Below are 18,190 nucleotides of genomic sequence, written 5' to 3' on the forward strand. Positions count from 1 at the left end.
CGACCGTACCGGCCAGGTCGGACAGCGTGGGCCGCAGTCATGGTTCCCGCCTTCCGGTCCCGTCGCCGTCCAGTTCGGGCCTGTTCGCGTCCGACCGCGCGCCTCGGTGCTCAGCGACCTGGACGACCTCCCGCAGTGACTCGCTGAGCCGACTCGCAAGGAAGTGCAGCTCCACTCCGGTGGCGTTCCGATCTGCCAGCAGGTCGGCGGCGTGGTCGAGCAGATCAGCGGCCATGCCCAGCCGAATGCCTTCGATACTCGCGGCCATCCGCGACACGGGGCCGGTGCCGTCGCCCAGGACATAGCTGGGCTTCTCCTCCGGTCCCACCCCGGGCAGCAACCTGAACGTGTGGCCTTCGTACGCCTTCCCGTTCACGCGGCAGCCCTTGCTCCATGAGCGGACAGGGACAGGAGGACGGCGGGTGACGGGCACAGGGGCCACCCCAGCGGCTCCGCGAAGCGGCGGACCAGTTCCTTCATGACGGTGTGCTCTCCCTCTGACGACTCACCCACGAACGGATGCGTTCCGTAGCGAACTCATCACAGGGTGGGGCTGCGCATGGCTACGCTCCAGGGGTACGGGCTTGACAGCCCGCCTGTCAGGAAAGGGACTGAGGCCGGTGGCCGAGGCGCGGAAGACACGCACCCAGAGGGAGAAGTACGGCGAAGAGCTCAGACTCCGGCGCGTGGCGGCGGGCTTGACGCAGGAGGCCCTGGGCGAACAGGTCGTGTGCTCACCCACCCTCATCAGCCATTACGAAGCGGGGCGACGTCTGCCGAAACCGGACGACGCGCAGCGGATCGACGTGGCGCTGAAGTCTGACGGCTTCTTTGTCAGGTGGCTGGAGGATCTGGAGTCGAAGTACGCCCACTACTTCGCTGCAGTCTCCGAGTTGGAGCGCGAGGCCACGGAGATCCGCCAGTACTCCTCCTCGCTCATCCCCGGCCTGCTCCAGACGGCCTCGTACGCCCGCGCCGTGTTCCAGGCGTATCGCCCCAACTACCGGGCGGAAGACGTCGACGAACTCGTCGTCAGCCGCATGGAGCGCGGCCGACTGCTCACCGAGTCGTCGACTCCAGTCGCCTGGACACTGCTCGACGAGGCCGCACTCAGACGCAGTATCGGTGGCCCGAAAGTCATGGCGGAACAACTGCACAAGGTGGCGGACATGGCGGGATCCGGGCGTCTGAGGCTCCATGTGCTGCCCTTCTCATCGGGAGCGCACGCGCTCCTGGAGAGCATGGTCTACCTGCTGAACTTCGCGGACGCCGCCCCGGTCGCGTACGTCGAAGGCCTCCACACAGGACACTTGATGGATGATCCGGCGCTGGTTGAGGCGTGTCACGGGTCCTACACTCTCGCGTTGGGCGACGCGGCCCCCTTGCTTGAGTCAGTGGCCCTCGTCAGGGCTGTTGCGGAGGAGTACGAGCGTGCACAGCATTGACCTCACCTGCACGTGCGGGACGCCCACGGGCTGGCGCAAGTCCAGCTACAGCGGCGGCGCCAATGGCGAGTGCCTAGAGGTCGCCGATGGCTGCACCCACATCCCCGTGCGCGACAGCAAGGCTCCGCACGGGCCGGTCATCACCTTCTCCGCCCCCCACTGGGCCACATTCGTCGCCGCCGTCGCGGACGGTCAGCTCGACATCTGAGTGCTCCCGGCGCTCGGGGCCCGAAGCTCGGGTTTCGAGGGCCGGAACGGGCGGCTCACTCTTTCGTGGGTACCGGGACGGCGCCGGGCCCGACGCTTGAGCTTCGGGATTCGGGTGCCGAAATTCGGGCTTCGAGATTCGAGCGGTGGTGGTTTCCGGGAGGGAAAAGAAGGGGTTGGGGAAAACCTCCCCGACCTCCCTACCCCGTCACGGCCAGCAAGTATGACTAATCGTGACCGGCTTGCAGCGTGGTGTCACGACTGCTTACGGTGCCCTCAACGAATCGACCCCGACGCGGTGCTAGCAACACCGGCCGGGGCCTCACCCCAAGATCGACAAGGACCCGATCTCGTGGCTACCGAGAACCTTAGTCCCGCCCTGCGCGCGCCCGCAGCTTCGCACCCGTACGCCAGGGCTCACCCCGGCTACGGCAAGCGCACCACACCTGGTCAACGACCACCCCGAGCAGATGACTTCGCGCTACTGCCGGAGCGGGAGCGGTACGTCGCCGGATATGTGGACCGGCTGCCCGAGGGTGGCGCCATGGACGTCAAGTCGCTGGCCAAGTCTCTGCCGCTGTACGGGCAGATGGCCGTGGGCAGTGCGCTGCGAGCCCTCGGTGTGGCCGGTCATCTGCGCCGCGTGCGCTGCCAGATCGTCGGCGAGGGCGGCCAGGCCCGCTGGGTGACCCGCACCTTCTGGTCCCGTACCGCCCACGACAGCGAGTGGTGGGACACCTTCACCAGGACCGGCACCGGCGGCGATCCGGCCGCCTCAGCAGCCGGGCCGGAGGGAACCGATCCGGTGGAGCCCGCGCATCCCTCCCCCGCCTCACCCCCGCCTCTCGTACCCGAGCAGCGGACAGCCCCCGCGAAGAGCCTGGCCGGCCACTCCCCCGTCTACCTCGCCCTCGCCCGACTCGGCCGTACGGAGCCCCGGCTGGCCCTGTCCGCAGCCGACTGCACGGTGCTCGAAGGGCTGGCCGCCGCATGGCTCGACCGGGGCGTGAACACGGACTACCTCACCCAGGCCCTCACCGCGGGGATCCCCGCCCAGATCGGCTCGCCCGTCGGCTTCGTACGTCGTCGGCTCACCGACAAGATCCCGCCCCAGTTGCCTGGCACCGCACCGGAGAGCCACTCCGACCTGCCCGTCCGCCGCGTCATGATGGAGTGCACCGAATGCGGTGCGCCCGGACCGCCCGAAGCCCTGCCGGACGGCCTCTGCCGCCCCTGCCGCACGTCCACGCCAGACGCGGACGCGGACACAGCAGCCTCAAACGCCACCGCCGAAGTACCCGCAGACCGCGACATCAACGCAACGGTCGCCAACCTCCGCAACCTGATGAGAACACCCTGAAGGGCGTCTGCGCCTGCCTCAGCGGCGAGCCAGGCTTTCCGGCCGGTGGCGGCGGGAACGCACACCCGCCGCCACCGCTACCAGGTTCATGACGAGGTATCGCCCGACTACGGACGCTTCCCCTTCGTGTCCACCACGGCACGCTGGAGGATCGCTGTGGTCCCCAGCACCTGTCCTGCCTCGATCGTGTCGGTCGCCTTCGTCGCCACGCTGCGCACGCCGATGAGCTCCAGGGTCTCCCTGTCGAAGATCAGTTCGTCGCGGACCCCCGGGTTGTACGCGTCGTAGCGGGCCACCGCGACGCCGTGGCGCCCGTCGGCGTCGACGGCGTCGGGCACCACGACCACACCCGGGATCTTCGCGGCGGCGCGGAACAGTGCGGCGCTGACGTTCGGCGGCATCATCGACTCGTGGAGGAGGTCGCCGATGAGCACGTACGCGTCCTGGTCGAGATCGCGGTCCTCGTCCTCCTTGCTCCCCTGGGAGCGGAGCCACTTCAGCATCGCGTCAGCGTCCGTGGGCAGTGTCTGGAGGTGCCGGTAGTGGGTGCTCGACTCGTAGCCGGGCTCACCGGGCGCCGGGGCGGGTTCCAGCTCCCTCCCGTCACTGAACTCGTCGCCCGGCTCGCGGATCAGTCCCGCACGGGTGCCGTCCACGGACATCCAGACCTCGCGCTCGTGGAGGAGCTCGAGCTCGGCACCGATGTCGTCCGACGTCGTCGCGTAGGCCACCAGGCTCCGGATGTACACGAACTGGTCGTCCCGGATGTCACCCGCCGGTGACCGCGCCGCGACCGTCGCGATGCGGTCGAGCAGCGCCGCCGCACCGCCCTTGGTGTCGCCGTTGACCATGGGAGCGAAGGCATACGTGGCCTTGCCGTCCTTGCCCACCGGTGTGCCGGAGCCGCCGCTGTCCGCTCCGGTCACCGTCACCGCCGTGATGACGGCAAGGACAAGGGCGGCCGCGACCGCCGGTCCCGCGACGACCGGCCGCGACCACCTCCTGCGACGGTTCGCCGGCTCGTCCTCGGCCCGGGCCTGCCTGATCTCGCGCATCATGTGCTCCTTGAGCTGGCTGTGACGGCCCGGGGGAAGGTCCCTCTCGGGGAGCGACGAGGTGTCGTACGTCATCGGAATCCCTCCTGCATGGGCAGGGCCGCGTCGGTGCGGCCCTCTTTCATCTGTCCGGCGGCGTGCGGTGGTTCCCCGCGTTCTGCGGCCGCCGCGAGCTTCCGCCGGGCCCTGGACAGGCGCGAGCGGACCGTCCCGGTGGGAATGCCGAGCGCCTCGCCGGCTGCCGCGTAATCGAGGCCCTCCCACACGCAGAGCGCCAGTACCTCGCGCTCGTTACGCCGCAACGTGTCCAGGGCCAGCCGTACGGCGGTCAGCAACTCCGCGTCGGCGATGCGGCCGACGACCTCGTCCGCGAAGTCCCCGACCGCGCCGCCATGGGGGCCCGGGGGCAGACGTGACATCGCGGCGGCGTGCCGGGCCGCGGCCCGCCTGGTGTTGCGCACCATGTTCGTCGCGACCCCCAGCAACCAGGGGCGCAGCGATCCGCCCTCGGCGTCCACCCGTCCCCGCAGCCTCCAGGCCTCGAGGAACGTCAACGAGACCACGTCCTCGGCCATGGACCAGTTGCCCGTGAGCCGGAACGCGTGGTTGTAGACGGAACGCGCGTATCTGTCGAACAGGTCGGCGAAGGCATCCTCGTCGCCGTCCCGGATGCGGACCCTCAGTGGTCTCTCCATGTCCCCTTATCTGTGCGGGGGTTCGGGGCGGTTCCCGTGGCCCAGGTCACTGCGGCGGGCCGCGGACGGCAACAGCCTCTGTATGGGCGAAAACTCGCTGCCACCCTTGCCGATTCGAGCGGCCGGAGGCCGGTTCGGCCGGACATCGCTGGCGCGCGGGGCAGGCGCTGTGCGGGACACCTCGCTGTCAGTGTCGGCGTCTACGTTCGGCACATGACACACGTGGACACCGCTGCGTTCGATCATGAATGGGCTCGCCTCGAGTCGTGGCTTTCGGCGCATTCGCCCGCCGATCGGGCGGCTTTGAGAGGGCCCGCGGACCCCGAAGGGATCGCCGCACTGGAATCGCGGCTGGGATTCGCCCTGCACCCGGAGCTCAGGAGGCTCCTGGAACTGCACGACGGCGCAGCTCATCCTGTTGCCCCGCCGGGTTCGTTTCCTCTGCCCGCCGGGGCGTTCCTGCCGCTGGGGCACCGCCTGAGCGGTCTGGACGACATCGCGATGATGCACGAGATCCTCGTGGACGTCGGCGAGGACACCATCGAGGCCGACCTGTGGGACGACGAGGACCTGGCTGGGCATCTGCACCTGTGCGTGCCGATAGCCCTGCCCAACGACGGGGGCGTCGCCTTCGTCGATCACCGCCCAGGGCCTACCTACGGGCACGTGTACGAGATGGGTATCGGCTCGGGCGATCTCGACGGCACACTCTGGGCGACCGGACCGGCCGAGCTCTTCCGGTCCCTGGCCGATTCCTTGGAGACAGGTTCACTCTTCCTGTACTACCGGCCGTCGACCTACGCGCACGAGTCGGGGGACCACTGCGTCCAGTGGGACATCGAACACTGACGGCCGTCCGGCACCCGGCCGCCCCCGGAAGTCCCCGAGAAACACACCTCGGCCGCCCCCGGAACCGTCCCGCAACGGCCCTGGGACGGGCCGTGGACGGAGGAACGAGCGGTGTCCCAGGGGCCCGGCCCGGGTGCTTGTCGGACGCTGCCCAGCGGGGCGGCCAGCGCGCTCCCACACCGGCTCTGATCTGCGGAAATGGACGCTCCAGGACTAGAATTGGGGCCTCGGGAAGGGGGTTCCGGATGCACCGGAACATACGCTCGGTGGACGACGTGCTGAAGCTCATGGACGGCCTGTTCGCGCCGCAGGCCGACCGGTGGACCGACGACGCGAGCGACTGGTGGGACGGGTTCTACGAGGACCGGTCGAAGCCTGTGCCGTTTTTCGTGGGAAAGCCCGACGAGAGCCTCGTGTCCTCCCTCGACCGGGGCGTCATCGCCCCCGGCCGCGCCCTCGATCTCGGCTGCGGGCCGGGGCGCAACGCCCTGTACCTCGCGTCCCGGGGCTTCGAGGTGGACGCCGTCGACCTGTCGCCCGGGGCCATCGCCTGGGCCGAGGAGCGGGCGGCCGAGGCGGGGGCGGACATCCGCTTCCACTGTGGTGACGCCTTCGCGGAGGGTGCGCCCGCCGGGCCCTACGACCTGGTCTACGACTCGGGCTGCTTCCACCACCTGCCGCCTCACCGCCGCGTCAGCTACCTCCAGTTGGTGGAGCGCACCCTCGTCCCCGGCGGTCACCTCGCCCTCAACTGCTTCGCCGCCGGGTCGATGGGTTCCGAGCTGCCCGATGCCGAGCTGTACGGCGGTACGGGGCTTCAGGGCGGCCTCGCCTACACTCCCGAATCACTGCGCTGGATCTTCTCCGGGATGGACGAGATCGAGCTGCGGCGCATGCGGGACGAGCCGGCCGAATCCCCGCACTTCGGGGAGGACTTCCTCTGGACCGCGCTGTTCAGGAAGCCGAGCCCCCGGTGACGAGGCGAGCCCCCCGGTGACGACCAGGGGGCTCCACCTCGCGGGCCGAAGCCCCGTGGTCACACCGTGAGCTTCACGGCCTCGAACCACCGCTTGTTGTCGACAGTGCCGACGAACATGTACTCGGGCCGGCTGTTCTTGCAGTACTGCGGGCCCCAGCCGCCACCGTCCAGCCTGGCCGTGTGGCAGACGCTGCCCTTGCCGACGTTCATGGCGAAGCCCGTCAGGAACGGGGCGCCCTGCTGCGCACTGCCTATGTAGTTGTTCTTGCCGTCCGCGACGGTGGCCGTCCAGTTCGGGGCCCACTTGGCGTTGCCACTCGTCGCACCCTGGTCGTGCAGCAGGGCGTTGGCGGAGGACCCGCCGACGTTCCACACGGCGATGTTGAGGGCCGTGATCTGCTTGCCCTGGCCCGCCGTCCCGGCCATCGTCCCGTCGCAGACCGGTGTCTGCCAGCCGCTCCCGGACACGAAGGCCCGGTAGCAGATGTGCCGCCCCTCGGGGTCGCTCTTGGCGAGGCCGCTCAACGCACTGGCAGCCGTGTTCGGCGGCGCCTTCGCCGTCACCGTCGCCGTGGGCTTGCGCTCAGGCGTGACCGGCGGCGGTACGGCCACCGGCTTGGCGGCCGGTGGTGCGGACGGCTTCTCCTTCGCCTTCTCCTTCTCCTTGCTCGGAGTCGCGGAGGGGCTGGGTGACTTGGCGGTGTAGGTCTCCGGCGGCTCGGAGCGTTCGGTGCCCAGGACCGTGCCTGCCGCGTTCTGCGTGCGGTCCTTCTCGGGCTTGCGGTCGTCCAGGCCCATCATGAGGAACGGTACGGAGACCAGGATCGCGCCGATGACCGCCGCCGCGGCCAGTATTGGCTTCTTCGGCCGGCTGCCGAGCAGTTCGCCGGCCGTGCGCGTTCCCGTTCCAGCGCGGCCGCTGCCCGCCGCCGCCACCGCGACTGCGACGCCGGGGGACCCGCCGACGGTACCGGTGGTCGCCTGCGCCGCCGCCGGGCCGGAGGCGGACGCCGTCGAAGCCGAAGACGTCGTGGTCTCCTCGGAGTTGGCCGACGCCCGTTCGGGCACCTCCTCCGCCGACGAGTCCGGGTCGCCGGTGCCTCGCGCGGCACCGGTACCGGAAGCCGCAGCAGCAGTTCCGGCGGCGCCCGCTCGCTTCGCGCTCGATGTCCGGGCGTCGGCACCCTCGCGAGCCTCGTTCTCGGAGTTCCCGCCCTCCGGGCTCTCGCTCGTCGAGGCCTGCGGGCCGGCGTCCGTGTCGGCCGCCGTGGACGACGTGTCCGATGTATCCGTTCGACCACGCAGGCCGTCCGGCCTCACGGCCTCGCCCGAGTCGCCGGAGTCACCCGGGTCGCCGGGGCTCCCGGCGTCCCCGGCCACGCCCTGCGCAGACACCGCCGGGCTGGCCGACACCGGCGAACTCCCGGACGCATCGGAGGCGTCGGGGCCACCGGAGGACGTGCCCGGACCCGGCGGTATGCGTCTGGAAGGATCATGCTGACGTGCCATGCAATTTCCTTACTCATATGTGGGTTCGGCACCGCGTCGCGCTCCGCACCCCCGCACGACCGGACCTCACCCTCCCCGTCCGTCAGATGAGCGAAGTCCCGGTCATCACACGCGTGTTGGCGGGCAACGGTCCGGGCCCGGGACGACGGTACAGGAACTCCTCCGACCATCGTCGGCCGAGGGAGCCCGCCACGGGCGGCACGCCCCTCCGAGGACCGCCCCCGGCGGGGACCGGCCCGGCGCCCTCAGCCGATGACGGCCGTCGCCTCGACCTCGACCAGGTGCTCGGGGACGTCCAGTGCGGCGACGCCCAGCAGGGTGGCCGGCGGTACCGGGGTGGTCCCCAGCCGGGCGGAGGCCCGGGCGATCCCCTCCAGGAGCAGGGGCATCCTGTCGGGGGTCCAGCCGACGACGTGGACGTTCAGCTTCGCCACGTCGTCGAAGGTGGCGCCGACACCCGCCAGCGCGGTGGCGACGTTGAGGTAGCACTGCTCGACCTGGGCCGCCAGGTCGCCTTCGCCGACCGTGACGCCGTCGGCGTCCCAGGCAACCTGGCCGGCGACGAAGACCAGCTGCGAACCGGTCGCGACCGACACCTGACGGTAGACGTCGATCTCCGGCAGTCCGGTGGGGTTCGTCAGGGTGATGGCCATGCTGTCCGCCTCTCCTCGCAGCGCCACCTGACGGGCAGCCGGGCCGACGCGTGCTCTCTTGTGGTTACTGGGGAACCGTAGGAGAGTGAGCGCTGACGTGGAAGAACGCACTTTTCGGTGACAGGGGAACCAGAAGGTGACCAAGCAGTTCAGCGGCTCGCCCGAGGAACAGGCGGATCTGCGGCGCGCGGATTCGCTGGCCCGGGAGATCTTCTCGGACGTCGCCAACAAGTGGGCGCTCCTGATCATCGAGGCCCTGGGCGACCGCACCCTGCGCTTCACCGAGCTGCGGAGCGCTGTCGAGGGGATCAGCCACAAGATGCTCACGCAGAACCTGCGCATGCTGGAGCGCAACGGCCTGGTCGAGCGGACCGTGTATCCGACGGTCCCGCCGAAGGTGGAGTACACCCTCACCGGTCCGGGGCAGGGGCTACGGAAGACGGTCGACGTGATGTGCGACTGGACCCACCGCAACCTCGGCCACATCGAGGCGGCCCGCAGCGGCTTCGACGGTGGCTGACGTCGCGGAACGGTGGCTGACGCCATGGACCAGGGCTGGCGTCGCGGAACGGTGGCTGCGGCCACGGACGAGGGCGCCGGCCGCTCCCGAGGGCGGTCCGCGTCGCGAACCGGGTCACCCGCCGCTCAGTGGAACGTCAGGCCCAGGTGCCGGTGGAGCGCTTGCCTCTGCTCCGGGGTGGCGAGCACCATGATGCTGTCGTAACCGGCGCCCGGTTCCCGCGCGAAGCCGACGTGGCACCACGTGCGCGGGTCGTCGTCATGGGCGGTCTCTGCGATGGCGCGGCAGGCCGCCTCGTGGTCGTAGTAGTCCTCGGCGAAGTGCTCGGCCGGGACGGACACAGGCGTGCCGTCGCGCTCGAACTCGACGGCGTCGGAGCGGCCGTCCTCGAATCCGCCTTCGCCCTCGACGATCCGGACGCCGGTGACGGTGACCCTGCCGCCGGCGGTCTCCGCCGCCTTCGCCAGCAGGCTCGCGTAGCCCTCGTGGATGGAGTCGATGTCGTCGGCGTGGACCGAGACCGCCACACCGAAGCTTTCCAGCGCTCCGGCCGCCGCGTAGGGAGTCAGTTCGTCGTCCGCGTAGGCGGCGGCGCCCTCGATCACGCGGTGCGTCTCGTCCTCGGACACCATGCCGGCCTCCTGGAGGAGCACGCCGATGCGTCTGTAGGTCGTCGGGGAATCCTTCGGCATCCCGGAGATCCTGCCAGACCGGTGGCCGGACCGTCCCGGGGCGTCGTCCCCACAGGGGCTCTGCCGGTACCGCACCACAGCTGCTCAGGAAAGCGGAATGGGGCCCGGCCCACAGGCCGGACCCCCCTCGCTTTCCCCCTCCGTCGGGCTTCCCGATCCCCCCGGACCCCTCCCCGGAAGTCCCGACGCTGAGTACGACCGGGGAGGGTACGCAAAGGTTGCACGCCTTTGCGATCTCTTTACCCTCGCCGGTCCGATCGGCTCTCAGCAGGCATGTTCCAGGTAGCGCGCGGCGACTTCGGCGATCACTTCGGCGCCGTCACGGGCCCAGAGGTCCTCGTTGAAGATCTCGACCTCGATCGGCCCGTCGAAGCCCGTCGCCTCGACCTGCCGGCGCATCGCCCGGAAGTCCACGCAGCCGTCACCCAGTTGACCCCGGCCCACCAGAACGCCCGCCGGGAGCGGGGTGATCCAGTCGGCGAGCTGGAAGGAGTGGATCCGCCCGCCCGCGCCCGCACGGGCGATCTGCGCGGCGACCTGGTCGTCCCACCAGAGGTGGTAGGCGTCGACAACCACGCCGACCTGCTCGGACGGGAAGCGCTCCGCGAGGTCCAGGGCCTGGGAGAGGGTGGAGACCACGCAGCGGTCCGAGGCGAACATCGGGTGCAGCGGCTCGATCGCGAGCCGGACGCCCCGCTCGTACGCGTACGGCGCCAGCTCGGCCAGGGCGTCGGCGATCCGCTCGCGCGCGGCATGGAGGTCCTTCTCCCCGGCGGGGAGACCGCCCGAGACCAGGACCAGGGTGTCGGTGTTGACGCCTGCGGCCTCGTCGACCGCCGCACGGTTGTCGTCCAGCGCGCGGGCCCGCTCCGCCGGGTCGGTCGCCGTGAGGAACCCGCCGCGGCAGAGGCTGGTGACGGTGAGGCCCGCGTCCTTCATCAGCCGCCCGGCGCGCTCGACGCCGTACTCCTGCACCGGGGCCCGCCAGAGACCGACCTGCCCGATGCCGGCCTTGGCGCAGCCCTCGACGAGCTCCGGCAGGGAGAGCTGCCGGACCGTCTCCTGGTTGATGGACAGACGGGAGAGTTCGGTGCTCATCGGCTTCCTCCGTGGACGGACAGCAGCGCGCGCATGCGCGCCTCGGCCAGCTCGGGGTCCGGGAACAGGCCGAGACCGTCGGCCAGTTCGTACGCCTTCGCCAGGTGCGGCAGCGAGCGCGCGGACTGGAGGCCTCCGACCATCGTGAAGTGGTCCTGGTGGCCCGCGAGCCAGGCGAGGAACACGACGCCCGTCTTGTAGAAGCGGGTGGGGGCCTCGAACAGGTGGCGCGACAGCTCGACCGTGGGGTCGAGGAGGTCGCGGAACCCCTGGACGTCCCCGGTGTCCAGGACCCGCACCGCGTGGGCGGCGAGCGGCCCGAGCGGGTCGAAGATGCCGAGCAGCGCGTGGCTGAAGCCCCGGTCGTCGCCCGCGATCAGCTCGGGGTAGTTGAAGTCGTCGCCGGTGTAGCAGCGGACCCCGCCGGGAAGGCGGCGCCGTACGTCGATCTCGCGCTCGGCGTCCAGGAGCGAGATCTTGATGCCGTCGACCTTGTCCGGGTGCTCGCCGATGACCTTCAGGAAGGTGTCGGTGGCGGCGTCGAGGTCCGCGCTGCCCCAGTAGCCCTCCAGCGCCGGGTCGAACATGGGGCCGAGCCAGTGCAGGACGACCGGCTCGGTGGCCTGGCGCAGGAGATGGGCATACGTCTCCAGGTAGTCCTCGGGGCCGTTCGCCGCGGCGGCCAGGGCGCGGGAGGCCATCAGGATGGCCTGCGCGCCGCTCTCCTCGACCAGCGCGAGCTGCTCCTCGTACGCGGCGCGCACCTCGGGCAGGGTGGCGGGGCCGGTGAGCTGGTCGGTGCCCACGCCGCAGGCGATCCTGCCGCCCACGGACCTCGCCTCGGCGGCGGAGCGGCGGATCAGCTCCGCCGCTCCGGCCCAGTCCAGGCCCATGCCGCGCTGAGCGGTGTCCATGGCCTCGGCGACGCCCAGGCCGTGCGACCAGAGGTGGCGGCGGAAGGCGAGGGTGGCGTCCCAGTCGACGGCGGCCGGGTCGCCGGGGCTGATGTCGGCGTACGGGTCGGCGACGACATGGGCGGCGGAGAAGACCGTACGGGAGGCGAGCGGCGCTCCCGACGGTGCGAGGTCGAGCGGGGTGGCGCGCGGTTCGTACGGGCCGTGCGGCAGCTGGATGGTCACAGGCTCAGCTCCGGTACGTCGAAGCGGCGGCCCTCGGCGGAGGACTTGAGGCCGAGCTCGGCGAGCTGGACGCCCCGGGCGCCGGCCATCAGGTCCCAGGTGTAGGGCTCGTCGAGGACGATGTGGCGCAGGAAGAGCTCCCACTGGGCCTTGAAGCCGTTGTCGAACTCGGCGTTGTCGGGGACTTCCTGCCACTGGTCGCGGAACGGCTCGGTGACCGGGAGGTCCGGGTTCCAGACCGGCTTGGGGGTGGCCGACCGGTGCTGGACACGGCAGTTGCGGAGGCCCGCGACGGCGGAGCCGTGGGTGCCGTCCACCTGGAACTCGACGAGCTCGTCGCGGTTGACGCGGACCGCCCAGGAGGAGTTGATCTGGGCCACGGCGCCGCCCGCCAGCTGGAAGGTGCCGTACGCGGCGTCGTCGGCGGTGGCGGCGTAGGGCTTGCCCTGCTCGTCCCAGCGCTGCGGGATGTGCGTCTGCACGTGTGCCGAGACGCTCGTGACCTGGCCGAACAGCTCGTGCAGGACGTACTCCCAGTGCGGGAACATGTCGACGACGATGCCGCCGCCGTCCTCCGCGCGGTAGTTCCAGGAGGGGCGCTGGGCGTCCTGCCAGTCACCTTCGAAGACCCAGTAGCCGAACTCGCCGCGCACCGAGAGGATCTCGCCGAAGAAGCCGCCGTCGATGAGGCGCTTCAGCTTGAGCAGGCCCGGGAGGAAGATCTTGTCCTGGACGACACCGTGCTTGATGCCGGCGTCGCGGGCGAGGCGGGCCAGGTCGAGCGCACCCTCGACGTCCGTGGCGGTGGGCTTCTCGGTGTAGATGTGCTTGCCGGCGGCGATGGCCTTCTTGATCGCCTCGACGCGGGCCGAGGTGACCTGGGCGTCGAAGTAGATGTCGATCGACTCGTCGGCGAGCACCGCGTCCAGGTCGGTCGACCACTCGGTCAGACCGTGCTGAGCGGCGAGCGCCTCCAGGGCGTGGGCGCGGCGGCCGACGAGCACGGGTTCCGGCCAGAGCACCTCGCCGTCACCGAGGTCGAGGCCGCCCTGCTCGCGGATCGCGAGGATCGAGCGCACCAGGTGCTGCCGGTATCCCATGCGTCCCGTGACGCCGTTCATGGCGATGCGCACTGTCCTGCGTGTCACGAAGTTCCCTCCATACAGCCGTAGCAAGCGCTTTCTATACGGTATGACGCTAGCCTGCCGACAGCGGCCCGGACAAGGGGGGCCGCTCCACAACTCCTCGGAGGAGAGCGATGACAGTCACCCTGGCGGACGTGGCGGCCCGCGCCCGGGTGTCCCCGGCCACCGTGTCCCGTGTCCTGAACGGCAACTACCCGGTGGCCTCGTCCACCCGGGAGCGGGTCCTGCGCGCGGTGGACGACCTGGACTACGTGCTGAACGGCCCGGCCAGTTCGCTCGCCGCCGCCACGTCCGACCTGGTGGGCATCCTGGTCAACGACATCGCCGACCCCTTCTTCGGCATCATGGCCGGGGCCGCACAGAGCGAGATCGGCGGTCCGGGCGACGGTTCCGGCCGCGGGGGCGGCGAGAAGCTCGCCGTGGTCTGCAACACCGGCGGCTCCCCCGAGCGCGAACTCACCTACCTCACCCTCCTCCAGCGTCAGCGCGCCGCGGCGGTCGTCCTCACCGGCGGTGCCCTGGAGGACCCGGCCCACCAGGCCGCGATGGCCGTGAAGCTGTCGAAGCTCGCGGACGCCGGCACCCGGATCATCTTCTGCGGGCGCCCTCCGCTCCCGGACTCCGACGCGGTGACCGCCTCGCTGGCCTTCGACAACCGGGGCGGTGCCAGGCGCCTCACCGAGCATCTGATCGCCCTGGGGCACCGGCGCATCGGCTACGTCGCCGGCCCGCTGGAGCGCACCACGACCCGGCACCGGCTGGAGGGCCACCGCGAGGCCATGAAGGCGGCGGGGCTCTACGGGGACGAGGAGAGCGTCACCGTGCACGGCCCGTACGACCGGAGCTCCGGCTACGACGCCACGCTCGAACTCCTGCGCCGCGAACCGGAGGTGACGGCCGTCGTCGCCGCGAACGACACCGTGGCACTGGGTGCCTGCGCGGCGGTCCGGGACCGGGGGCTCCGCATCCCGGAGGACGTCTCGGTGGCCGGCTTCGACGACCTGCCGTTCTCCGTGGACGCCGTTCCGGCCCTGACGACCGTACGGCTGCCGCTGTTCGAGGCGGGGGCGCGGGCCGGGCGGCTCGCGATGGGCAAGGAGACGCCCCCGGTGGGTGGCGTGGCGACCATCGAGGCGGAGCTCATGGAACGGGGATCGACCGCCGCTCCGGCCCGCTGATCCGCGGCACCCGTAGGGACCGGGACGCCACGGACGGAAAGATGGGGGCGACTCCCCCATGTGCGGGCCCCTGCCGCCCTCCAGGATGGGCGCGGGAGAACCACTGAGGCCTCCCGCGACCGGGGAGGTGAACGCGGTGGTGGAGAAGGAAGCGATCGGGAACACGGACCGGGCGGCCGCCCCGCACGACCCGGCCGACGCTCCGTATGTCCCGGGCCACGCACCACACGTCTCGGCCGGAGCACCAGGCGTCCCGGCGGCCGCTCCGCACGACCCGGCCACCGCTCCGTACGTCCCGGCCGGCGCCGAGAGCGCCGGGCACGCCCCGGTGCCGGACATCGCCCCTCTCCTCCGTGCCCGGGACCACGGTGATCCGTGGTGGGTCCCCGGCACCGTCGGGCCCCGCGAGGACACGGAGCCCGGCTGGGCCGGGTTCGTCCGGGAGGCCGTCGCACGGGCCCCGCGGGAGGCCCGGATCGCGGACCGGGCGTACCCGGATCTGACCGGCTTCCACCTGGTCGTCGCGCCGTTCGCGGCCCTGGCGGCGGACCGGCTGACGGGCACGGTGCCCGGCAACGCCGCACGGCCGGCGCAGGCGTCCTGCCCCGCCGGTGTGCTGGACGGCTTCCGGCACGACGTCGGCCGGCGCCTGGCCCTGCTGGCCGCCAGGACCCTCGTCTCGGAACTGCACGAGGCGCGGACCGGCGGCAGGCTGAGCGGCGAGGAGCCCGGGGAGCGCTTCCGGGACTTCCTGCGGCAGACCGCGAGCCGAGCCGGTCTCGCCTCCCTCGTCTCCCGTTATCCGGTCCTCGCCCGGGTCCTCGCGCAGGCGGCCATGAACGCGGCCGACGCCTTCGCCGAGATGCTCGGCAGGCTCGCGGCGGACGGGGAACTCCTGGGCTCCTCCGCGGTGCTCGGGGACCGGGGCGCGGGACGGGCCGCCGAATACGGGCCGCACACCCTGACCGGGGTCGAGTCCGGCACGGGCGACAGCCACCGTGGGGGCAGGTCGGTGATGCTGCTGCGGTTCGCCGACGGCGCCCGGCTGGTCTACAAGCCGCGCCCGCTCGCCGCCCACCGGCACTTCGAGACCCTGGTGGAGTGGTTCAACTCCCATGGGGACTCACACGCGAAATCCCACACGGGCTCCCATGCGAACTCCCACACGGGCTCCCGTGCGGACTCCCGTGCGGGCTCGTCCGCCGGCTCACCTGCGGAGTCCTCCGCCGGAACCCCCGCGCTGCGCGCTCCGCGGGTCCTCGACCGGGGCGCGTACGGGTGGGCGGAGTTCGTCGGAAGCGCTCCCTGTCTCTCGACGGCCGAGACCACGCTCTTCTACCGGCGGCTCGGTGCCCTGCTGGCGCTGCTCCACGTCCTGGACGGCACGGACCTGCACCACGAGAACCTCATCGCCTGCGGGCCGCACCCCGTCCTGGTCGACGTCGAGACGCTGTTCCACCCGCCGCTGACGCAGGCCCCGCCCGCCGATCCGGCCGCACGGGCCCTGCACGCCTCGGTCCACCGCGTCGGGCTGCTCCCGCAGTTGCTGGTCGGGGACAGCGCCGCGCTCGACATGTCCGCCGTGGGCGGCGGCCGGGCGGCCTCCTCCCCGCTGGAGACGGCCTCCTGGGCCGCGGCGGGCACCGACACGATGCACCTGGTGCGCGCCTCCGGGCGGTTCACCGAATCGGCCAACCGCCCCACGCTCGACGGGACCCCGGCCGATCCGTTCCGGTTCACCGAAGCGCTCTGCGACGGGTTCCGCTCGGCGTACACGGCCGTCAGCGAATCGCGCGACGAACTGCTGGGTTCGAAGGGGCTGTTGCGCCTCTTCGCCGACGACGAGATCCGCTTCGTGCCCCGGCCGACCTGGACGTACGCCACGCTGCTGCACGAGTCGACCCACCCCGACCTGATGCGGGACGCCACCGAGCGCCAGCAGGTGTTCGCGCTGCTGCGTACGGGGGCCCTGGGCTCCCCCGCGCTGCCCGGCCTGGAGGACGAGGAGATCGCGGAGCTGTGGCAGGGCGACGTACCGGTCTTCACCACGCGCCCGGACAGCACACGGGTGTACAGCGGAACCGGACACGAGGTGCGGGAGCTGGCCGGGCCCACCGGGCTGGCACGGGTGGAGGCCAAGATCCGCGCCCTGGACACGGTGGACCGCCAGGACCAGGAGCGGATCATCCGCACGGCCATGGTGAGCACCTCCTCCGAGCCCCCGCACCGGGTCGCCGGCGGTGGCCGGCCGCGGACCGAGGCGACCGCACCGGAGCCCGAACGCCTGCTCTCCGCCGCGCGCTCGGTCGGCGACCAGCTCGTCTCACTCGCGTACCACAGCGGCAGCCGGACCAACTGGATCGGCCTGGAGCTGCTCGGCGAACGCTACTGGCGTCTCACGCCGCTGGCAGCCGACCTCGCGGGCGGCTACACCGGGCCCGCGCTGTTCCTCGCGCAGCTGGCCTCCCTGACCGGGGCGGCCCGCTACGCCGACGCCGCCCGGGCCGCGCTGGCTCCGATACCAGGACTTCTGGACGCACTGCACCAGCGCGGCGACGACCTCGGACTGCTCGGGTCCGGTGCCTTCTCCGGCCTCGGCGGTATCGCGTACGCGCTGGCCGAGGTCGGAACCCTGCTGGACGACGGCCGGGTAAGGGACTGGGCGGGCCCGGCCACGCGGCTGGCCGCCGCCGCGGGTGCGGCCGAGGAAGCGCTCGGGGTACGGGGCGGGGCGGCCGGCGGCCTGGTGTCGCTGCTCGCCGTGCACCGCGCCACCGGCCGGGCCGAGGCCTGGCGTGGCGCCGAACTCTGCGCCGAACGGCTCCTGGCGGCGGCGCCGCCCGCGTCCGGCGGCTTCGCGGACGGGGCGGCGGGCACCGGATGGGCGCTGCTGCGGTTCGCCGGTGCGGGCGGGGGGCCGCGCCACCGGAGCGCGGGGCTGGACGCCCTGCGGGGCGCGGCGCGCGGCGCCGGCCTCGGCGGGGCCTGGTGCGAGGGGGCGGCGGGGGTCGCGCTCGCGGTGGCCGACAGCCCCGACGCCCTGGCCGATCCGGAGCTGGCCGCCTGGCTGGAGGAGCGGGCCGGTGACGTGGCGCGGTCCGCGCCGCCCGGGAACGACAGCCTCTGCCACGGCGAGCTGGGCGTGCTGGAACTGCTCGGCCATGCCGCACTGCCGGGTCTGCGCCCCCACTGGCTGCGCCGGACCGGCACGTTGCTGGCAGCGGCCGACCGGGCGCAGTCGCACTGCGGGACGCCCGGACACACACCTCACCCGGGACTGCTCACCGGTCTGTCGGGCATCGGACACGGACTGCTGCGGGCGGGGTTCCCCGACCGGATCGGCCCGGCACTGCTCATGCGCCACTCGACGGGGGCCGACCGGTCCCCCGCCATGACGTTGTCGACCAACGACCAGTAGATGAGGCAGAGATGACGCAGATCAGCGAATCGGCCGGATACGCGGACGCCGCCACGGCGCACGAGGGCGCATGCGAGCACCCCGCGGGCCGGATATCGCTCGGGAACAGGGGCGGACTCGGTCTGCGCAGCAGGCTCCTCAGCGCTACGGACGGGGACCCGACCGGCCCCGACCTGCCGTGGACCACCTTCACGGTCCCGATGTAACCCTTTCCCGACGGGGCGCACCGTCATGAGCGGGAATGCGCC

Annotated in this window: 18 protein-coding genes; 9 read left to right on the plus strand and 9 right to left on the minus strand. The window is 71.8% G+C overall.

Annotation, left to right across the window (positions count from 1 at the left end):
* Nucleotides 1–37: 37 nt before the first annotated feature.
* A complete protein-coding gene (locus OG488_RS13250) occupies nt 38–376 on the minus strand; it encodes a hypothetical protein (RefSeq protein WP_329229000.1) in 339 nt (112 codons plus the stop codon).
* Nucleotides 377–620: 244 nt separating this feature from the next.
* On the opposite strand from OG488_RS13250, the gene OG488_RS13255 reads away from it, so the two are divergent.
* The 3 genes from OG488_RS13255 (at nt 621) to OG488_RS13265 (ending at nt 3,012) form a co-directional block, all read left to right on the plus strand.
* The gene (locus OG488_RS13255; RefSeq protein WP_329229002.1) at nt 621–1,445 is read left to right on the plus strand and encodes a helix-turn-helix domain-containing protein; all 825 of its coding nucleotides are present in this window, start codon (nt 621–623) and stop codon (nt 1,443–1,445) included.
* Nucleotides 1,432–1,653, plus strand: coding sequence for a DUF397 domain-containing protein (locus tag OG488_RS13260; protein WP_329229003.1), 222 nt, complete (start codon nt 1,432–1,434; stop codon nt 1,651–1,653). The genes OG488_RS13255 and OG488_RS13260 overlap by 14 nt, the downstream gene beginning before the upstream one ends.
* A gap of 351 nt (nt 1,654–2,004) precedes the next feature.
* The gene (locus tag OG488_RS13265) at nt 2,005–3,012 is read left to right on the plus strand and encodes a MarR family transcriptional regulator (RefSeq protein WP_329229005.1); all 1,008 of its coding nucleotides are present in this window, start codon (nt 2,005–2,007) and stop codon (nt 3,010–3,012) included.
* A gap of 107 nt (nt 3,013–3,119) precedes the next feature.
* Here the strand turns inward: OG488_RS13265 and OG488_RS13270 are convergent, their stop codons facing one another.
* Both OG488_RS13270 and OG488_RS13275 read right to left on the minus strand, forming a co-directional pair.
* Nucleotides 3,120–4,142, minus strand: coding sequence for a CU044_5270 family protein (locus tag OG488_RS13270; RefSeq protein ID WP_329229007.1), 1,023 nt, complete (start codon nt 4,140–4,142; stop codon nt 3,120–3,122).
* Complete coding sequence (locus tag OG488_RS13275; protein ID WP_329229009.1) at nt 4,139–4,762, minus strand: RNA polymerase sigma factor; 624 nt, start codon at nt 4,760–4,762, stop codon at nt 4,139–4,141. Before OG488_RS13275 ends, OG488_RS13270 begins: the two co-directional genes overlap by 4 nt.
* A gap of 303 nt (nt 4,763–5,065) precedes the next feature.
* On the opposite strand from OG488_RS13275, the gene OG488_RS13280 reads away from it, so the two are divergent.
* Nucleotides 5,066–5,611 carry an SMI1/KNR4 family protein gene (locus OG488_RS13280; protein WP_329229010.1) on the plus strand — a complete coding sequence of 182 codons (546 nt, stop codon included), beginning with the start codon at nt 5,066–5,068 and terminating at the stop codon, nt 5,609–5,611.
* A gap of 245 nt (nt 5,612–5,856) precedes the next feature.
* Complete coding sequence (locus tag OG488_RS13285) at nt 5,857–6,588, plus strand: class I SAM-dependent methyltransferase (RefSeq protein WP_329229012.1); 732 nt, start codon at nt 5,857–5,859, stop codon at nt 6,586–6,588.
* A gap of 59 nt (nt 6,589–6,647) precedes the next feature.
* Here the strand turns inward: OG488_RS13285 and OG488_RS13290 are convergent, their stop codons facing one another.
* Nucleotides 6,648–8,003: a hydrogenase expression protein HypA gene (locus OG488_RS13290; protein ID WP_329229014.1), complete on the minus strand. Its 1,356-nt coding sequence runs from the start codon at nt 8,001–8,003 to the stop codon at nt 6,648–6,650.
* A gap of 341 nt (nt 8,004–8,344) precedes the next feature.
* Nucleotides 8,345–8,752 carry a RidA family protein gene (locus OG488_RS13295; protein WP_329229016.1) on the minus strand — a complete coding sequence of 136 codons (408 nt, stop codon included), beginning with the start codon at nt 8,750–8,752 and terminating at the stop codon, nt 8,345–8,347.
* Between the two features lie 136 nt (nt 8,753–8,888).
* Between OG488_RS13295 and OG488_RS13300 the strand changes: the two genes are divergently transcribed.
* Nucleotides 8,889–9,272 (plus strand): winged helix-turn-helix transcriptional regulator, encoded by a 384-nt coding sequence (locus OG488_RS13300; protein WP_329229017.1) that lies wholly within the window; start codon nt 8,889–8,891, stop codon nt 9,270–9,272.
* A gap of 125 nt (nt 9,273–9,397) precedes the next feature.
* Here the strand turns inward: OG488_RS13300 and OG488_RS13305 are convergent, their stop codons facing one another.
* The 4 genes from OG488_RS13305 to OG488_RS13320 form a co-directional block, all read right to left on the minus strand.
* The gene (locus tag OG488_RS13305; RefSeq protein WP_329229019.1) at nt 9,398–9,964 is read right to left on the minus strand and encodes a hypothetical protein; all 567 of its coding nucleotides are present in this window, start codon (nt 9,962–9,964) and stop codon (nt 9,398–9,400) included.
* A 264-nt stretch (nt 9,965–10,228) separates the two neighbouring features.
* Complete coding sequence (locus OG488_RS13310; RefSeq protein ID WP_329229020.1) at nt 10,229–11,062, minus strand: sugar phosphate isomerase/epimerase family protein; 834 nt, start codon at nt 11,060–11,062, stop codon at nt 10,229–10,231.
* Nucleotides 11,059–12,201, minus strand: a complete 1,143-nt coding sequence (locus OG488_RS13315; RefSeq protein ID WP_329229022.1) for a dihydrodipicolinate synthase family protein — start codon at nt 12,199–12,201, stop codon at nt 11,059–11,061. Before OG488_RS13315 ends, OG488_RS13310 begins: the two co-directional genes overlap by 4 nt.
* A complete protein-coding gene (locus tag OG488_RS13320) occupies nt 12,198–13,349 on the minus strand; it encodes a Gfo/Idh/MocA family protein (RefSeq protein ID WP_250286657.1) in 1,152 nt (383 codons plus the stop codon). The genes OG488_RS13315 and OG488_RS13320 overlap by 4 nt, the downstream gene beginning before the upstream one ends.
* Before the next feature lie 110 nt (nt 13,350–13,459).
* Here OG488_RS13320 and OG488_RS13325 point away from each other — a divergent pair, with 110 nt between their 5' ends.
* The 3 genes from OG488_RS13325 to OG488_RS13335 all read left to right on the plus strand — a co-directional run bounded on the left by OG488_RS13325 (nt 13,460) and on the right by OG488_RS13335 (nt 18,148).
* Complete coding sequence (locus tag OG488_RS13325; RefSeq protein WP_329229026.1) at nt 13,460–14,524, plus strand: LacI family DNA-binding transcriptional regulator; 1,065 nt, start codon at nt 13,460–13,462, stop codon at nt 14,522–14,524.
* 136 nt (nt 14,525–14,660) lie between these two features.
* Nucleotides 14,661–17,942: a type 2 lanthipeptide synthetase LanM family protein gene (locus OG488_RS13330; RefSeq protein ID WP_443074216.1), complete on the plus strand. Its 3,282-nt coding sequence runs from the start codon at nt 14,661–14,663 to the stop codon at nt 17,940–17,942.
* 11 nt (nt 17,943–17,953) lie between these two features.
* Complete coding sequence (locus OG488_RS13335) at nt 17,954–18,148, plus strand: hypothetical protein (RefSeq protein WP_329229028.1); 195 nt, start codon at nt 17,954–17,956, stop codon at nt 18,146–18,148.
* Nucleotides 18,149–18,190: the final 42 nt, after the last annotated feature.

The organism is Streptomyces sp. NBC_01460 (assembly GCF_036227405.1).
Classification (GTDB): domain Bacteria; phylum Actinomycetota; class Actinomycetes; order Streptomycetales; family Streptomycetaceae; genus Streptomyces.